The following is a 16,515-nucleotide window of genomic DNA, read 5'->3' as shown; positions in this document are numbered from 1 at the left end:
CCATTTTCCGCTGCGGGCCGAAACTGACCATATCCTCAAGCCGCCTGTGGCTCACGCATCTCCCCAGCATCTGGAATCCGCGCTATGACCTTGATTTCAAAATCGAAGCCCGCCAGCCAGTTGACGCCAACTGCCGTCCAGTTCGGATAAGGCTTTTCGGTGAAATCCGGTTCTTGACGGTCATGATCGCGCCGAACTGCCGCTCCGGATCGGTGTGAAACGTGGTGACATCGATGATGTCGTCGAAGGTGCATCCTGCGGCTTCCAGGGTTGCTCTCAGATTGTCGAAGGCAAGTTGAACCTGCTTTTCGAAATCCGGCTCCGGACTTCCATCCGCACGGCTACCGACCTGGCCGGAGACGAACAGCAGGTCGCCCGAACGGATTGCAGCGGAATAGCCGTGCTCCTCATAAAGCGCATGTCTGTTCTTCGGGAAAATTGCATTCCTGGTCGTCATTATATTCGCCTCCTATTCGTGTTGAGGGGAAAAGATCAGAAGGACACAAGCTTTGGCAGCCATTCCAAAGCGCCGTGTGATTTGATATACGGTGTGTATGTGAAATATTCATATGCGCGGCGTATGTCAATATTTCAAATACGAAACGTATGTGAATTTGAGAGTGATATGGCAAAGCGTCTGGAAAAGATGGAAGAAAATCGCAACAAGCTGATTGCCGCTGCGCGGAAAGCTTTTGCCGAAAAAGGCTTCGCCGCGGCATCGATGGACGAGCTGACGGCAGATGTCGGTCTGACGAGAGGGGCCCTCTATCATAATTTTGGCGACAAACGGGGATTGCTCGCCGCCGTCGTCGATCAAATCGATCATGAGATGGCACTGCGGGCGAAGGAGATCGGCGCACAAGCGGACGGTGACTGGCAAGGCCTGCTTGCGGAAGGTGAGGCCTATATCAAGATGGCTCTCGATCCGGAGGTCCAGCGCATCGTCCTGCTTGATGGGCCGGCGGTGCTCGGTGATCCCTCGAAATGGCCCAGCCAGAACAGCTGTCTCGCGGGGACCCGGCAGACGGTTTCGAAGCTTCTGGAACAAGAGGTGGTCAAGCCGGTCGATCCCGAGGCGGCAGCCCGCCTCATTTCAGGCGCAGCGCTGAATGCTGCCCTCTGGGTTGCCGCCAGCGATAAACCGGCGGACGTGCTGCCCAAGGCGATAGAGGCCTTCCGCGCAATGGCTTCGGGATTGCTGGCAAAGACCTGATGCCGGCTATGCTCGGCTATTTCCGCGATCTGCGATTCGTGGAATCTCTTGCAGCTATGATCGAAACGCGGAATCCCGCCTAGTTCATTCCCGAGCGCGCTTCCGTCTTCATCTTTGCGATATCGCGCAACGCCCCGGCAAGCACGTCCGGGGTCTGCGCGCCGCTGACGGCATATTGCTGGTCGAAGATGAAGAAGGGCACGCCGTTGACGCCGATCTTCTGGGCGGCGTCGATTTCGCCAATAATCAGATCGCGATCCGCATCGGAGGCGAGCAGGGTTGATATGACGGAACGGTCGAGACCGGCCTTTTCGGCAATATCGAGCAGTACGGCATGATCGCCGACATTGCGGCCCTCTTCGAAATTGGCCTTGAAGAGCGCATCGACCACCTTGTCCTGCTTCTCGCGGCTTTCGGTGACGGCCCAGTGGATGAGGCGGTGCGCATCGAGTGTGTTGGGGCCGATCTTGATGGCGTCGAAATCGAACTTGATGCCGACCTCGCGGCCGAGATCTGTCAGCATCTTGTGTCCCTGCGCAACACGTTCCGCGCCGCCAAGCTTCTGCTCGAGCGCCTTCTTCTGGTCGACGCCCTCAGGCGGATAGTCGGGGTTCAGACGATAGGGCCGCCAGTTGAGATCCACGCCCACTTCGTCCTGTACCTCGGCGATGGCAAGCTCCAGGCGGGCCTTGCCGAGATAGCACCATGGGCAGACAACGTCCGAGACGATGTCGATCGTAATGCGTTCCATGGTTTTGTCCTTTCGGTTTTGGGCTAGCCTTCACCATCTAGGCCTTTGTGCCGATAGCTTCAACCGGTTACCGAAAGGGAACCACACAGCATTACTGAGCCGAGGCATCCCACCATGCGGGCAGATAATAGCCGTAGAGCGGCAGTACGTCGGAATGGGCGATATGGTTGCGCCGTGCCACCCACTGCTGGGCGATATGGTAAAGCGGCACGACATAATAGCCTGAAAGCAACATGCGATCGAAGGAACGCACGGCGTCGCGGAAATCATCGGCCGAGCGCGCCGTCAGGAAGTGATCGATCAGCGTATCGACGTCCGGGTCTTCGACGCCGGCAAAGTTCAGGCTGCCCGCCATCTTGGCAGCGGCAGAGCCCCAGCGCGGCACTTGTTCGATGCCTGGCGACAGCGACGACGGATAGGATTTGATGATCATGTCATAATCATAATTCGTCGTGCGCAGCTGATATTGCGAATCGTCGACGGTGCGAATCGTAACGGCAATGCCGAGCAGCGCCAGCGAGCGGCGATAAGCGATGGCAATACGCTCCTGATCCGCATTCTGCGTCATGATCTCGAAGCCGAGCTGCCGTCCGGCGCTGTCGACCATGCGTTCGCCCTTGATCGTATAGCCGCCCTGTTTGAGGAAGTTGACCGCCTTGCGCAGGATTTTGCGGTCACGGCCGGTGCCATCGCTGACAGGCAGCTTGTAGGTGCCGTCAAGCACGTCGGCATCGATACGGTTCTTGATTGCACCAAGCATGGCAAGCTCGTTGGCATTGGCAGGCACGCCGAAGGAGGACAGATCGGAATTCTGCCAGTAGCTTTCCGTTCGTGTATAGGCGCTGGAAGCCAGATTGCGATTGAACCATTCGAAATCGAAGGCGAGTGTCAGGCCCTTGCGCACATTCTTGTCGGCAAACATCGGCCGGCGCATGTTGAAGACGAAGCCCAGCATGCCGCTCGGCAGCTTCGGCGTAAACGTCTCCTTGACGACGGCGCCGGAGCCGACGGCCGGGAAATTATAGGCCTGCTGCCAATGCGCGGGGCTGCCGTCCGGATAGATATCGATGTCGCCCTTCTTGAAGGACTCGAACAAGGTCGTGTCCTGCAGGAAGTAGCTCACCACGATCTGATCGTAATTGTCGACGCCGACCTTCGTCGGAATGTCCTTGCCCCAATAATCGGGATTGCGCTCGAAGGTGATTCGCTGGCCGGGATCGACGCTTTTCACCCGATACGGACCGGAGCCGACCGGAATGCCGAGCGTGGTCCGATCGAAATTGTCGGAATTGGTCGCATGTTTCGGCAGGATCGGCAGCGACGAGGCGATGATGAGGGGCGTTTCGCGATTGGCCTTCTCGTTGAATCGGACCATGACGCTATGTTCGCCGACCTTCTCGATCGAGCCGATCGTGTCGAGCCAGGACGAGAAGGGTATGCGTCCCTTCTCACGCAGGAGCTGGAAGGTGAAGATCACGTCGTCGGGCGTGACCGGCTGCCCGTCGGACCATTTGGCGGCGGGATTGAGGTTGAACTGGATGTAGCTCCTGCTGTCGTCCCATTCGACCGTCTGTGCCAATAATCCGTAAAGCGTGAAGGGTTCATCACGCGAGCGCACCATAAGCGGTTCATAGATGAGATTGCCGAATTCCGGATCCCACATGCCGCGCGCCGTGGTGCGCATGCTCTTCAAAATGAAAGGGTTCAGGTTGTCGAAGGTGCCGACCACGCCATAGCTGATGCGCCCGCCCTTTTTCACATCCGGATTGACGTAAGGGAAATGCTTGAAATCCGCCGGCAGGGCCGGATCTCCATGCGTGGCAATGCTATAGAGCGGTTGCGCCGCGGCGGCGTTGCACAAGGCTGCTAAGAACAGGAGGACAGCGATCCGGAGCGCTTGCATGGCATCCTTTCCGGTAAGGGTACGATTCGGCCGAACATTATCACGAGCGTGCCGAATTCAACACGCGACTGCGGAAATCTTAGGACTTGGCAGAAAAGGCCAAAGAAAAGCTGGATATCCGCGCCGGTGCGATGTAACAGGGGTGCCGGGTTTCTCGGGTCATGTATTTGCCTTATTCATTCGACAGGTGGACGACGGTTTGACCCGAATTGCATGGGACGGCGCGCTGTCGTTCCGAAGCGGATTTCAGGAGGCGGTTTCGCTATGATGTTCAAGACTGACAACAAAATGCGGGCAGGTCTCTCTGCTCTGGCTCTCATGATCGGCGCGGCCATGCCGGCTGCTGCATTCGCTCAGGACGCGTCCAACGCAGCTCCTGCCGATGGCGGCAACGATCCCAATCAGCCGCGCCTGGGCTGGTACAAGACCTGCACCAAGCAGGACGATGCCGACATCTGCATCGTGCAGAACCTGATCATGGCAAACAACGGCCAGCTGGTCACGGCAGTCGGCCTCATCTCCGTCGATGGCAAGGTCAACCGCAAGATCCTGCAGATCTCCGTTCCGACGGCTCGCCTGATCCCCCCCGGCATCACCATGCAGGTTGATGGCGGCAAGGGCCAGAAGCTCGATTACGCCGTCTGCCTTCCGGACAAGTGCACGGCCGAAGTGCCCTTGACCGACGCGATGATCAACTCGCTGAAGAAGGGCACGGATGTGACCTTCACCTCGATCAACTTCCGCCGCGCACCGAACCCGATCAAGATTTCGCTCACCGGCTTCGGTGCCGCTTATGACGGTCCGGCAATCTCCGACAGCAAGCTTGCTGAAAGCCAGAAGAGCCTGCAGGACAGCATGCAGAAGAAGGCCGAGGAAGCGCGCAAGAAGCTGGAAGACGCCCAGAAGGCCGCCAAGCAGCAGTAAGCTTCTAGAAGTTTGCCTTATTGAAAAAGCCCGGAGCGATCCGGGCTTTTTTATGCTATCGATCGTGTCTCGAAAATGAAAAAGGGAAGACGCTTGGAGCATCTTCCCTTTTAAAAAGAATTTATCTGGCAGGCGCTTAGTGGGCGAAGCTCATCTTGGGTTTGAACTGGCCCGTCGGCGCCCGGTCGAAAATCTGGGCGATCTGCGGATTGCGGAGAGGGACGCCGCTCTCGTCGTTGATCAGATTCTGTTCTGACACGTAGGCGACATATTCGGTCTCGTCGTTTTCGGCGAGAAGGTGATAGAATGGCTGGTCCTTTTCAGGCCGCACTTCGGCCGGAATGGAATTCCACCATTCCTCGGTGTTTGCGAATTCCGGATCGACATCGAAGATGACACCGCGGAAGGGGAACATCCGGTGTCGAACCACGTCGCCAATGTTGAATTTTGCGTTTCGTTGTTTCATGGCACGACTTCCTTTCAAGCAATCATGTGGTGACTTTCACCACTGATATCAAGGATTTTGCCCCCATTCCTTCATCGAACTGTCACATTCGGCCCGGGTCATTCGTTCGAGCCATGCGATCGCTCAATGCGAGGACGCTATCGGGCGGGAGACCTGCCACCGGCTTCCCGATCGTGGAGAAAGCCCCGGCAGGCCGGGGCTTTCGTGTCCGATATCAGACCGAGTAGTACATGTCGTATTCGACAGGATGCGGGGTCATTTCGAAGCGCATGACTTCCTGCATCTTCAGCTCGATGAAGGCATCGATCTGGTCGTCGTCGAAGACGCCGCCGGCCGTCAGGAACTTGCGGTCCTTGTCGAGGCTTTCCAGAGCTTCGCGCAGCGAGCCGCAAACCGTCGGGATCTTCTTCAGCTCCTTCGGGGGCAGATCGTAGAGATCCTTGTCCATGGCCTTGCCGGGATGGATCTTGTTCTTGATGCCGTCGAGGCCGGCCATCAGCATGGCGGCGAAGCCGAGATAGGGGTTGGCGGTCGGGTCGGGGAAGCGGACTTCGACGCGCTTTGCCTTCGGGTTGGAGCCGAACGGGATGCGGCAGGAGGCGGAACGGTTGCGGGCCGAGTAAGCGAGCAGAACCGGAGCTTCATAACCCGGGACGAGACGCTTGTAGGAGTTCGTCGACGGGTTGGTGAAGGCGTTGATCGCCTTGGCATGCTTGATGATGCCGCCGATGTAATAGAGGCAGCTTTCCGAGAGGCCTGCATATTCGTCGCCGGCGAAGGTCGGCTTGCCGCCCTTCCAGATCGACTGATGGACGTGCATGCCCGAGCCGTTGTCGCCGAAGATCGGCTTCGGCATGAAGGTTGCCGTCTTGCCGTAGGCATTGGCGACCTGGTGCACGACATACTTGTAGATCTGCATCTTGTCGGCATTGCGCACCAGCGTGTCGAACTTGATGCCGAGCTCGTGCTGGGCGGCTGCGACTTCGTGGTGATGCTTTTCGACGACGACGCCCATTTCGGCCAGAACCGTCAGCATCTCGGAGCGCATGTCCTGGCAGCTGTCGATCGGCGGGACAGGGAAATAGCCGCCCTTGACGCGCGGACGGTGGCCGAGGTTGCCCGTTTCGTAATCGGTGTCGTCGTTGGACGGCAGTTCGCTCGAGTCGAGCTTGAAGCCGGTGTTGTAGGGATCGGCCTTGTACTTGACGTCATCGAAGACGAAGAATTCGGCTTCCGGGCCGAAGAAGGCGGTGTCGCCGATGCCGGAGGCCTTGAGATAGGCTTCAGCCTTCTTGGCGGTGCCGCGCGGATCGCGGTTATAGGCTTCGCCGGAGACCGGGTCGAGGATGTCGCAGAGGATCACCATGGTGGACTGTGCGAAGAACGGATCCATATGAACCGTATCCGGATCGGGCATCAGCACCATGTCGGATTCATTGATGGCCTTCCAACCGGCAATCGAGGAACCGTCGAACATGACGCCATCGGCAAACATATCTTCGTCGACGCAGACCACATCCATGGTGAGGTGCTGGAGCTTGCCCTTCGGATCCGTGAAGCGCAAGTCGACGAACTTTACGTCGTTGTCCTTGATTTGTTTCAATATTTCGCTTGCGGTCGTCATTAAATTGCTTCCCTTGACTTAGATGACGATTAAACGAGCCGCGGCCGCAGGGACCGGGCGGATTAAATGGCGTCGATGCCCGTCTCACCGGTGCGGATTCGAATGACTTCTTCCACGTTGGAAACGAAAATCTTTCCGTCGCCGATACGGCCTGTTTGTGCAGCCTTGCGGATGGCCTCGATCACCGCCTCCGCATTTTCGTCCGCCAATACAACCTCGACCTTCACCTTCGGCAGGAAGTCGACGACGTATTCGGCGCCACGGTAAAGCTCCGTGTGGCCCTTCTGACGACCGAAGCCCTTCGCTTCCGTGACGGTGATGCCCTGCAGGCCGACTTCCTGAAGGGCTTCCTTCACTTCGTCGAGCTTGAAGGGCTTAATGATCGCTTCGATCTTTTTCATGAGAAAATGTCTCTCCGCTTCTTCTGTTACAGCAGGACTACTCCCCGCTCGGCCAACGTAATGCACGTATCATGCCAGTTGCGAACGAGCTGCCGTAGAAAATCCCGGTGAATTCGTACCGAGACGATGGATTGATGAGGATTTTTTGGAAAAATGGAAGCGATTTCGCGCCGAAATGCACGGGATAAGCAAAATTTCGCAAAAAAGTGCCACGCACGCCATGTCTATGCTCCGGCAAGCCATTGAATGTTATTGTTTAATTATTATGCAAATGCATATTTATCAATCAAATCGCATGCTGTGAAAACGGTTGTTTTTGAGGCAGATTTCGCATCTATAATATCCGTCATGATGTTGCCGCTTGCCGACCTGCTTCTCACGCCCGACGATATGGCCGCTGTCGACAGCGCTGCCGCCGCGTCCGGTATCGATTCCTATGGGCTTATGGAAAGGGCCGGTCAGGCTGTCGCTGCCGCAGCGCTCCGGCACTTTCCCGAGGCGCATCGATATATCGTTCTTTGCGGTCCGGGCAACAATGGCGGGGACGGCTATGTCGCTGCACGCGCGCTGCAGCATGCCGGCGCCGAACTGCGGCTTTTCCATCTCGGCGATCCCAAGCGGCTCAAGGGCGATGCTATCAGTGCCTTTGCCGATTGTCCTGTCGGAGGCGCGGCGATCGGAAGCTATGTTCCGAAGGTCGGCGATGTGGTGATCGACGCCATCTTCGGCGCGGGGCTTTCCCGCTCCGTTCCTGATGAAGTTGCCGCGGTCATTGCGCGAATCGCCGAGGCGCAAGTTCCTGTCATCGCCGTCGATCTGCCATCCGGCATCGATGGGCGTAGCGGCCGGATTCTCGGCGCCGCCTTCCAAGCCACGCGCACCGTGACCTTTATGACGCGCAAGCCGGGCCACCTTCTCCTGCCGGGCCGCGATCTATGCGGCGAGCTGGAGGTTTTCGATATCGGCATTCCCGCGCGCATCGTTCGCACCTATGCCGACAATCGGATCGCGGAAAATGCGCCGGCGCAGTGGCAGGCTAAGATACCTTCGGCCAGCGCGGAGACGCACAAATACAAGCGCGGTCATCTGGTCGTCTTTTCAGGCGGTCCGAACGCAACCGGTGCTGCACGCATGTCGGCCATGGCGGGGCTGAAGGCCGGGGCAGGGCTCGTCACCATCGCCTCGCCGCCGGAAGCGCTTGATGTCAATGCCGGCCTGCTGACCGCAATCATGCTGCACGCGGTCGGGGATGAAGCGTCGTTGCGGCAATGGCTCGCCGATCAGCGGCTCTCGACCTTCATTCTCGGACCAGGTTTCGGCGCCGGCGAAAAAGCGCGCCAGTTCTGCCTCGCGCTTGCAGATCGCCATCTGGTGCTGGACGCGGACGGCATCACGTCGTTTCGCGACCAGCCGCAGCGATTGTTCGATGCTTTTGCCGAGGGACCGACACGCTTGGTGCTGACGCCGCATGAAGGGGAGTTTGCACGGCTCTTTCCCGATATTGCTGCGGACGAAGCTTTGAGCAAGATCGACAAGGCGAGGGCCGCGGCCGCGAGAGCCCACGCCGCCATCATCTACAAGGGTGCCGACAGCGTGATTGCCGCCCCTGACGGCCGGGCGCTGATCAATGCCAATGCGCCGCCCTGGCTTGCCACGGCCGGCTCCGGCGACGTGCTGGCCGGTATTGTCGGCGGCCTGATGGCGCAGGGCGCGCCCGCCTTCGAAGCCGCAGCGGCCGGCGTCTGGCTGCACGGCCTTGCGGGCCAGCATGCCGGCAAGGGGCTGACCGCTGAAGATCTCGTCGCGGCCGTCAAGCCGCTATAGCGCTATTTCGCCACTTCCTGCTGCAAGGCGATCGCACCGGGCGGTGCATTTACCTTGCCCTCATGGATCATGAAGGCAAAGACGTCGCGCGGCTCGACCTTGACCTTGCGTTTCGCATCGATCAGCGGCAGGTCGTCCGGCACCTTGCCGGCGGCCCATGTTTTCAAGCGATCCGCCCAGGCTTTCAGATCTTTCGGCGGATAGCAGGTCTTGATATCGTCCGAGCCTTTCTGCAGGCGGGCATAGACGAAATCTGCGGTCACGTCGGCGATCATCGGATATTCGAAATGCTCGGCGCAAACCGGCGCCACATTATACTTTTCAAGCAGCGCAATGAATTCCGGCACCTTGAAGGAATCGTGCCGGACTTCGACGACATGCTTGAGTGCAAGGCCATCCTGTTTCGCCGGCAGCAGCTTCAGGAATGCCTCGAAGTCATCCGGATCGAATTTCTTCGTCGGCGCGAACTGCCAGAGCAGCGGACCGAGATGATCGCCGAGCTCGCTGATGCCGGATTCCAGAAAGCGCTGCATGGACTCGCCCGCTTCGGCAAGCACGCGGCGGTTGGTGACGAAACGCGTCGCCTTCAGGGAGAAGATGAAGCCGTCAGGAACGTCGGCAGCCCATTTGGCGAAGACCTCAGGCTTCTGCGTGCTGTAATAGGTGCCATTGACCTCGATCACCTTCAGCTGGCGGCTGGCGTAGTTCAGCTCATCCTTCTGCTTCAGCGTGTCGGGATAGAAAGTCCCGCGCCAGGGTTCGAAGGTCCAGCCGCCTATGCCTGTGCGGATTTCGCCCGCTTTGGTCATTCTCTCCTCCTTGGACATTCAGCCGGGTGAACCTCACTCCGCCGCCGCAACCTTCTTCACCGGACGCCGCTCCAGCAGTTCCCTCAGGAACTGTCCCGTATAGGAGCGCTTTTCGTTGACGACCGCTTCCGGCGTTCCAACGGCAACGATCTCGCCGCCGCCATCGCCACCTTCCGGACCGAAATCAAGGATCCAGTCGGCGGTCTTGATGACTTCGAGATTGTGCTCGATGACGACAACCGAATTGCCCTGATTGACCAGTTCGTGCAGCATTTCCAGAAGCTTGGCGACATCGTGGAAGTGCAGTCCGGTTGTGGGTTCGTCGAGGATGTAGAGCGTGCGGCCCGTCGATCGCTTCGACAATTCCTTGGCTAGCTTGACGCGCTGCGCTTCGCCACCTGAAAGCGTATTGGCCTGCTGTCCCACCTTGATATAACCGAGGCCGACATCCTTCAGGCTCTGCAGCTTGTCGCGCACGGCGGGAACGGCCGCAAAGAAATCGACGCCTTCTTCGACCGTCATGTCGAGCACGTCGGCGATCGACTTGCCCTTGAAGGTCACGTCGAGAGTTTCGCGGTTATAGCGCTTGCCGTGGCAGACGTCGCAGGTGACGTAGACGTCGGGCAGGAAGTGCATCTCGATCTTGATGACGCCGTCGCCCTGGCAGGCCTCGCAGCGGCCTCCCTTAACGTTGAAGGAGAAACGGCCGGGCTGATAGCCGCGAGCCTTGGCTTCCGGCAATCCGGCGAACCAGTCACGGATCGGCGTGAAGGCGCCGGTATAGGTCGCAGGGTTCGATCGCGGCGTGCGGCCGATCGGCGACTGGTCGATATCGATGACCTTGTCAATATGTTCGAAACCGTCGATGCGGTCGTGATCGGCCGGGATTTCGCGGGCACCCATAACGCGGCGCGCCGCCGACTTGTAAAGCGTCTCGATCAGGAAGGTGGACTTGCCGCCGCCGGACACGCCGGTAACTGCGGTAAAGACGCCGAGCGGGATAGACGCCGTGACATTCTTGAGGTTGTTCCCTCTCGCGCCGACGACCTTGATTTCCTTGCCCTTCTTGGGCTTGCGGCGCTCATCCGGAACCGGCACGCCGAGTTCCCCGGAAAGATATTTACCGGTCAGTGACTTCGGGTTCGCCATGATATCCTGCGGCGTGCCATGCGCCACCACCTGGCCGCCATGGACGCCAGCTGCCGGGCCGATATCGACCACATCATCTGCGGTCAGGATCGCATCCTCATCATGCTCGACGACGATGACGGTGTTGCCGATATCTCGCAGATGCTTCAGCGTTTCCAGCAGGCGGGCATTGTCGCGCTGATGCAGTCCGATGGAGGGCTCGTCGAGAACGTAGAGAACGCCCGTCAATCCTGAACCGATCTGCGATGCAAGCCGGATGCGCTGGCTCTCGCCGCCGGACAGCGTGCCTGAATTGCGCGACAGGCTCAGATATTCGAGACCGACATCGTTGAGGAAGCGCAGGCGATCGCGGATTTCCTTGAGGATGCGGACAGCAATCTCGTTCTGCTTGTCAGTGAACGTTCCCGGCAGCGCGTCGAACCAGTCGCGGGCAACACGAATGGACATCTCCGCCACCTGGCTGATGTGCAGTTTGTTGATCTTGACCGCCAGGGCTTCCGGTTTCAGGCGATAGCCGTTGCAGGCCGGGCAGGGGGCGGCCGACATGAAGCGTTCGATCTCCTCGCGCGCCCAGGCGGAATCCGTTTCCTTCCAGCGCCGCTCGAGGTTCGGCACGATGCCTTCGAAATTCTTGTGCGTGGTGTAGGAGCGCGCACCGTCGGCATAATGGAATTCGATCTTGTCTTCCGTGCCGTTCAGAATGACGTCCTTGGCCTTGTCGGACAGCTCGTTCCAGCGGTTGCCGAGCTTGAAGCCGTAATGCTTGCCGAGCGCCTCCAGCGTCTGATTGTAATAGGGTGAGGTCGACTTGGCCCACGGAACGATCGCGCCATCGCGTAGCGTGCGCTCGGGTTCCGGCACGATCAGCTCCGGATCGATCTTCTGCTGCGAGCCCAAGCCGTCGCAGGACGGGCAGGCGCCGAAGGGATTATTGAACGAGAACAGGCGCGGCTCGATCTCCGGAATGGTGAAGCCGGAAACCGGGCAGGCGAATTTCTCGGAGAACAGCACGCGCTCATGCGTCTCATTCAACGACTTGTTGGCCGAACCGCCGGCAGCGGTCTCTTCAGGCGGCAACGGCTTGTCGGCGAATTCCGCGACGGCAAGACCGTCGGCAAGACGCAGCGAGGTCTCGAAGCTGTCGGCGAGACGCGCCGCCATGTCGGGCCGGACGACGATACGGTCGACGACCACGTCGATGTCGTGCTTGTATTTCTTGTCGAGCGCCGGCACATCGGCAATCTCGTAGAACTGGCCGTCGACCTTGACGCGCTGGAAGCCCTTCTTCATGAGCTCCGCCAGTTCCTTCTTGTATTCGCCCTTACGTCCGCGCACGAGCGGTGCCAGGATGTAAAGCCTGGTGCCTTCGTCATAAGCGAGAACGCGGTCGACCATTTGGCTGACCGTCTGGCTCTCGATCGGCAGGCCCGTCACAGGCGAATAGGGAACGCCGACACGGGCAAACAGCAGACGCATATAGTCGTAGATTTCGGTGACCGTGCCGACCGTCGAGCGCGGATTGCGTGAGGTGGTCTTCTGCTCGATCGAGATCGCCGGCGAGAGCCCGTCGATCTGGTCGACATCAGGCTTCTGCATCATTTCCAGGAACTGGCGTGCGTAGGCCGAAAGGCTTTCGACATAGCGACGCTGGCCCTCGGCATAGATCGTATCAAAGGCGAGCGACGACTTGCCGGAGCCGGAAAGGCCGGTCATGACGATCAGCTTGTTGCGTGGCAGGTCAAGATCGATGCCCTTGAGATTGTGCTCGCGCGCACCACGTATGGAAATAGTCTTCAGTTCGCTCATCGTCGTATGCAGGTCCCTTGGAGTCTGCCTTTATTTAGTGATGTCAGCCCGCGAGTCGAGGCTGAAATGAAGGGTAGAGCCGGGTTTTCGATTCCGTTGACATCATCATAGGGATAAATTAGAACAAATAAAGAACAAAATCATCGCGGCGATTTCTTTGTGGATGAACGGAACTGGGAAGGCCGCATAAATAGCACCTGACAGCCGCTATGGGTTAAGGTGCGCCGATAGAATTTCAAAGCCGTCGATGGACGGCAAGCAGGGTGGTGTCATGGCCGGTAGTGTGAATAAGGTAATTCTGGTTGGAAATCTCGGGGCGGACCCGGAAATCCGCCGCACGCAGGACGGCCGCCCGATCGCCAACCTCAACATTGCGACCTCGGAAACCTGGCGCGACCGCAATTCCGGTGAGCGCAAGGAAAAGACCGAGTGGCACCGTGTGGTCATCTTCAATGAAGGTCTCTGCAAAGTCGCGGAACAGTATTTGAAGAAGGGCGCCAAGGTTTACATCGAAGGTGCGCTGCAGACCCGCAAGTGGCAGGATCAAAACGGTCAGGACCGCTATTCGACCGAAGTCGTGCTGCAGGGCTTCAATTCGACGCTGACCATGCTCGATGGCCGCGGCGAAGGCGGCGGCTCCATTGAAGGCGGCAGCCGTGGTGGCCGTGGCGGTGGTGATTTCGGCGGCGGTTATGGCGGCGACTACGGTGGCGGCGACGATTATGGTCAGTCCTCCGCGCAGGGCTCATCCCGCAGCGGGGGAGGCAATCGTGGCGGTGGCAGCCAGGGCGGCGCCGGTAATTTTTCGCGCGATCTGGATGACGACATCCCGTTCTGAGATAAGAGGGTGGAACGTTCTGTAAAATAAAGCCGTACGCTTCACATAGGTAAGAGAGACCGCCCTGCGGCAGTCTCTCACCATTCGTTGAGTGAATAATGGCTTTCACCAGCCGTTCTGAACAGCGGCCACCGCCTTCCGGATTATTTCGATAACGGCGGCAGGCTGGGAGAGCATCGGCACATGGCTGCTTGCCACCTCGGTAACAGTCGCCCCCATGCGTTTCGAAACCCAGCGCTGGAGATCGGGATGCACGGTGTGGTCCTCGGTCGCAAGTACATACCAGCTCGGCTTGGTCCGCCACGCCACCTGGTCTGCCGCTAGCTTCTGCTGGTTGAGCACGTCGGCGTCAGGCGCGAAATGGGTCGCCCAAACTAGCTTCTGCTCGTCTTGTGAAAGGTCGCCACAAAAGAACTGGGTGCCGCTCGGCAGCAGCCAAGCACGGTTGTCAGCAATCTCAACGTAACCGAAGATGTCCGAGGGATATTTGTTGAGTTGGTCCTGCACGGTTTCGCCCGCATCAGGGGCGACGGCCGCGATATAGACAAGGCCGACCACGCGCGGGTCAATGCCGGCCGCCGTAATGGTCGCGCCACCGTAGGAATGGCCGACGAGGATGACGGGGCTGCCGACGCGATTGAGCGTGCGCTTGATCGTTGCCACATCCTCTTCGAATGAATCCAGGCCATATTGGACGGCGATCACCTCATGCCCGTCCGCCTGCAGGACCGTTATCACCTTGCTGAAGCATGAACCATCCGCCCAGAGGCCATGGCAGAATACGATGGTAGGCTTGGATGCCGTAGACATTTTGTTTTCTCCTTCGTTGATTACAGCGCGAAGGTAGATTTCACTTCCATCTGCGACAAAGACTTTGTACGTTTGACCTATGCCTTGGAAGTATAGCGAGGATCGGATGGAACTCCGCCATTTACGCTACTTCATTGCGGTTGCCGAGCAGGGCAGTTTATTGACCGCTGCCCAACGGCGACTGAACACCTCGCAGCCATCGTTGAGCCGGCAGATTCGCGATCTCGAATCTGAAGTCGGCGTTCAGCTGTTCGAGCGACAGGCACGCGGAGTTGTGCTTACGGATGCGGGGCGCGTTTTTCTGGATCATGCTCGGCTGGCGCTTCTACAAGTCGAGGCGGCCATCGAAGGCGCCCGGCGAACGGCAGAGCCGAAGAGGCCCACACTCGCTATGGGATTTCTGGTCGGGCTGGAGGTCACGTGGCTACCTCACCTATTGCGCATGATCCGCGAGGAGGCGCCGGAGACCGAGATCACATTGTGTAGTCTATCCTCCCCGGAGCTTGCTCTTGCACTTATGCGCGGAAAGTTGGACATGGCCTTCCTTCGCCCTGAGAAACAAAGTTTAGGCCTATCTTTCAAACTGCTGGCGAAGGAGCCGCTACTCGCCGTGCTGCCGGCGAGCCATCGCTTGGCATCTCGCAAAAAGATTCGGCCGGAAGATCTCGCCAGCGAAATTTACGTCAGCTCGGCAAGAACGTCGCCGGTATTGCAAGCTGTCATCCAGGATTACGCATCGAGCGCCGGGATCGTACTCAAGGCAAAATACGAAGGCGAGAACATATCGTCGGCAATGTCGCTCGTCGCATCCACTGGCGGAGTTACTCTTCTCCCGCTTTATGCGCAAAATATACTGGCACCAAACGTTGTTGCCAGAGCGCTCGAAGGTGTGCCTCCGACAGTCGATCTCACTCTGGGATACAGCGAAGCAAATTCCTCTCCCTTGCTCCGCCGGCTTCTATCTCGAGCGGATGAATTGGTCGAAAACGTGCAAAATCAAAGCATCATCCGATACGCGGAAGCCTCACAATAGGAACGGCTCCGGATCCGGCGAAGCTGGGGCAACCGTAGTGGTGGCAACCAGGGCGGTGGCGGCAATTTCTCGCGCGATCTGGATGATGACATCCCCTTCTGAGCTGAGCATACGCGGGAGAACTTTGAAAGCTCGCCTCATGCCGGGCTTTGTCACGAAAGGGTCAGCGCCGCCCTTGCCCCATCCACGACGAACTGCGCGGCAAGCGCCGCAAGGATAACCCCGAGCAGGCGGGTTAGAATGGCGCGGCCGGTTGCGCCCAGCATACGATCGAGCCTGTCGGAAATGGCAAGGGCTGCAAAGACGAGGGCGAGGTTGACGGCGATGACGCCGATCAGCTGCGCGCGGTCAAGCGTCGTCTGTAGCGAGCCGGCCAACAGAATGGTGGCCGAGATGGCGCCGGGACCGGCGATCAAGGGCAGGGCGAGGGGGAAGACCGCGATATTGCGGATGTGATCCTGCGTGATCGCGACTTCGGTCGTCTTCTCTTTCCTGTCCTGCCGCCGCTCGAACACCATCTCGAAGGCGATCCAGAAGAGCAGCAGGCCGCCGGCAATGCGGAAGGCGCCGATGGAGATGCCGAGCACGCCAAGCACGCTCGCTCCGAATAGAGCGAAGGCTGCCAGGATGAAGAAGGCGATCAGCGAGCCGCGCAGAGCCACCTGTTTGCGCTCGGAGCGATTCATGCCAGCCGTAAGTCCGATGAAAAGCGGTGCAAGCCCCGGCGGATCGACAGTGACAAGCAGAGTCGTGAAGGCATTGATCAGCGTATCCGCGCTCGCCATATAGTCCCCAAAGCTTATTCTGTCACTGTTATCAAGCATTGTTATGCGACGAATGGGCTTTGGCAAAGGGTCATGCGTCGGTGTCGATCAGTTTCGCCATGGAAATGTTCGATTCCATGGCTTAAAGGGGCAAAACCTGTTCAAAAACACCGGCCCAAATTGGCGCTCGCCAGGCCTTT

14 protein-coding genes and 1 pseudogene are annotated in these 16,515 nt (G+C 58.8%); 5 read left to right on the top strand and 10 right to left on the bottom strand.

Annotated elements, in window-relative coordinates; translation table 11 throughout:
* Positions 1 to 35: 35 nt before the first annotated feature.
* A pseudogene (locus tag FHT84_RS18700) lies at positions 36 to 457 on the bottom strand (RidA family protein).
* A 168-nt stretch (positions 458 to 625) separates the two neighbouring features.
* On the opposite strand from FHT84_RS18700, the gene FHT84_RS18695 reads away from it, so the two are divergent.
* Entirely contained in the window at positions 626 to 1,213 is a 588-nt protein-coding gene (locus FHT84_RS18695; protein WP_113249940.1) for a TetR/AcrR family transcriptional regulator, read from the top strand.
* 79 nt (positions 1,214 to 1,292) lie between these two features.
* Here the strand turns inward: FHT84_RS18695 and FHT84_RS18690 are convergent, their stop codons facing one another.
* Together FHT84_RS18690 and FHT84_RS18685 are read right to left on the bottom strand one after the other, a co-directional pair.
* Entirely contained in the window at positions 1,293 to 1,964 is a 672-nt protein-coding gene (locus FHT84_RS18690; protein WP_183763430.1) for a DsbA family oxidoreductase, read from the bottom strand.
* 91 nt (positions 1,965 to 2,055) lie between these two features.
* Positions 2,056 to 3,867: an extracellular solute-binding protein gene (locus tag FHT84_RS18685; RefSeq protein WP_183763427.1), complete on the bottom strand. Its 1,812-nt coding sequence runs from the start codon at positions 3,865 to 3,867 to the stop codon at positions 2,056 to 2,058.
* 264 nt (positions 3,868 to 4,131) lie between these two features.
* Between FHT84_RS18685 and FHT84_RS18680 the strand changes: the two genes are divergently transcribed.
* The gene (locus tag FHT84_RS18680; protein ID WP_112340779.1) at positions 4,132 to 4,791 is read left to right on the top strand and encodes an invasion associated locus B family protein; all 660 of its coding nucleotides are present in this window, start codon (positions 4,132 to 4,134) and stop codon (positions 4,789 to 4,791) included.
* A 136-nt stretch (positions 4,792 to 4,927) separates the two neighbouring features.
* Here FHT84_RS18680 and hspQ read toward each other — a convergent pair whose 3' ends face one another.
* The 3 genes from hspQ to FHT84_RS18665 form a co-directional block, all read right to left on the bottom strand.
* On the bottom strand, positions 4,928 to 5,257 hold the full coding sequence (gene hspQ, locus FHT84_RS18675) for a heat shock protein HspQ (protein ID WP_112340778.1): 330 nt from the start codon (positions 5,255 to 5,257) through the stop codon (positions 4,928 to 4,930).
* A gap of 214 nt (positions 5,258 to 5,471) precedes the next feature.
* Complete coding sequence (gene glnA, locus FHT84_RS18670; protein ID WP_112340777.1) at positions 5,472 to 6,881, bottom strand: type I glutamate--ammonia ligase; 1,410 nt, start codon at positions 6,879 to 6,881, stop codon at positions 5,472 to 5,474.
* Positions 6,882 to 6,943: 62 nt separating this feature from the next.
* Positions 6,944 to 7,282, bottom strand: coding sequence for a P-II family nitrogen regulator (locus FHT84_RS18665; RefSeq protein ID WP_015339877.1), 339 nt, complete (start codon positions 7,280 to 7,282; stop codon positions 6,944 to 6,946).
* A 348-nt stretch (positions 7,283 to 7,630) separates the two neighbouring features.
* Between FHT84_RS18665 and FHT84_RS18660 the strand changes: the two genes are divergently transcribed.
* Positions 7,631 to 9,106, top strand: coding sequence for an NAD(P)H-hydrate dehydratase (locus tag FHT84_RS18660; RefSeq protein ID WP_183763424.1), 1,476 nt, complete (start codon positions 7,631 to 7,633; stop codon positions 9,104 to 9,106).
* Positions 9,107 to 9,108: 2 nt separating this feature from the next.
* Here FHT84_RS18660 and FHT84_RS18655 read toward each other — a convergent pair whose 3' ends face one another.
* Both FHT84_RS18655 and uvrA read right to left on the bottom strand, forming a co-directional pair.
* Complete coding sequence (locus tag FHT84_RS18655) at positions 9,109 to 9,915, bottom strand: DUF72 domain-containing protein (protein WP_112340775.1); 807 nt, start codon at positions 9,913 to 9,915, stop codon at positions 9,109 to 9,111.
* Positions 9,916 to 9,948: 33 nt separating this feature from the next.
* Positions 9,949 to 12,870 (bottom strand): excinuclease ABC subunit UvrA, encoded by a 2,922-nt coding sequence (gene uvrA, locus FHT84_RS18650; protein WP_113249941.1) that lies wholly within the window; start codon positions 12,868 to 12,870, stop codon positions 9,949 to 9,951.
* 271 nt (positions 12,871 to 13,141) lie between these two features.
* On the opposite strand from uvrA, the gene FHT84_RS18645 reads away from it, so the two are divergent.
* Positions 13,142 to 13,708, top strand: a complete 567-nt coding sequence (locus FHT84_RS18645) for a single-stranded DNA-binding protein (RefSeq protein ID WP_113249965.1) — start codon at positions 13,142 to 13,144, stop codon at positions 13,706 to 13,708.
* Positions 13,709 to 13,813: 105 nt separating this feature from the next.
* Here FHT84_RS18645 and FHT84_RS18640 read toward each other — a convergent pair whose 3' ends face one another.
* Positions 13,814 to 14,518, bottom strand: a complete 705-nt coding sequence (locus tag FHT84_RS18640; protein ID WP_113249942.1) for an alpha/beta hydrolase — start codon at positions 14,516 to 14,518, stop codon at positions 13,814 to 13,816.
* Positions 14,519 to 14,624: 106 nt separating this feature from the next.
* Between FHT84_RS18640 and FHT84_RS18635 the strand changes: the two genes are divergently transcribed.
* Complete coding sequence (locus tag FHT84_RS18635; protein WP_112340772.1) at positions 14,625 to 15,551, top strand: LysR family transcriptional regulator; 927 nt, start codon at positions 14,625 to 14,627, stop codon at positions 15,549 to 15,551.
* 152 nt (positions 15,552 to 15,703) lie between these two features.
* On the opposite strand, the gene FHT84_RS18630 is transcribed toward FHT84_RS18635, so the two are convergent.
* On the bottom strand, positions 15,704 to 16,336 hold the full coding sequence (locus tag FHT84_RS18630) for a MarC family protein (RefSeq protein ID WP_112340771.1): 633 nt from the start codon (positions 16,334 to 16,336) through the stop codon (positions 15,704 to 15,706).
* Between the last annotated feature and the right edge of the window lie 179 nt (positions 16,337 to 16,515).

Source organism: Rhizobium sp. BK289, assembly GCF_014193575.1.
GTDB classification, from domain to species: domain Bacteria; phylum Pseudomonadota; class Alphaproteobacteria; order Rhizobiales; family Rhizobiaceae; genus Rhizobium; species Rhizobium tropici_C.
This window is presented reverse-complemented; position numbering and strand designations above follow the sequence as displayed.

Bases quoted from the DNA above. Each gene is read 5' to 3' on its own strand.
- hspQ (WP_112340778.1), bottom strand. From the start codon at position 5,257: ATGAAACAACGAAACGCAAAATTCAACATTGGCGACGTGGTTCGACAC.
- FHT84_RS18655 (WP_112340775.1), bottom strand. From the start codon at position 9,915: ATGACCAAAGCGGGCGAAATCCGCACAGGCATAGGCGGCTGGACCTTC.
- FHT84_RS18685 (WP_183763427.1), bottom strand. From the start codon at position 3,867: ATGCAAGCGCTCCGGATCGCTGTCCTCCTGTTCTTAGCAGCCTTGTGC.
- FHT84_RS18635 (WP_112340772.1), top strand. From the start codon at position 14,625: ATGGAACTCCGCCATTTACGCTACTTCATTGCGGTTGCCGAGCAGGGC.
- FHT84_RS18690 (WP_183763430.1), bottom strand. From the start codon at position 1,964: ATGGAACGCATTACGATCGACATCGTCTCGGACGTTGTCTGCCCATGG.
- FHT84_RS18695 (WP_113249940.1), top strand. From the start codon at position 626: ATGGCAAAGCGTCTGGAAAAGATGGAAGAAAATCGCAACAAGCTGATT.
- FHT84_RS18660 (WP_183763424.1), top strand. From the start codon at position 7,631: ATGATGTTGCCGCTTGCCGACCTGCTTCTCACGCCCGACGATATGGCC.
- glnA (WP_112340777.1), bottom strand. From the start codon at position 6,881: ATGACGACCGCAAGCGAAATATTGAAACAAATCAAGGACAACGACGTA.
- FHT84_RS18630 (WP_112340771.1), bottom strand. From the start codon at position 16,336: ATGGCGAGCGCGGATACGCTGATCAATGCCTTCACGACTCTGCTTGTC.
- FHT84_RS18645 (WP_113249965.1), top strand. From the start codon at position 13,142: ATGGCCGGTAGTGTGAATAAGGTAATTCTGGTTGGAAATCTCGGGGCG.
- FHT84_RS18680 (WP_112340779.1), top strand. From the start codon at position 4,132: ATGATGTTCAAGACTGACAACAAAATGCGGGCAGGTCTCTCTGCTCTG.
- FHT84_RS18640 (WP_113249942.1), bottom strand. From the start codon at position 14,518: ATGTCTACGGCATCCAAGCCTACCATCGTATTCTGCCATGGCCTCTGG.
- FHT84_RS18665 (WP_015339877.1), bottom strand. From the start codon at position 7,282: ATGAAAAAGATCGAAGCGATCATTAAGCCCTTCAAGCTCGACGAAGTG.
- uvrA (WP_113249941.1), bottom strand. From the start codon at position 12,870: ATGAGCGAACTGAAGACTATTTCCATACGTGGTGCGCGCGAGCACAAT.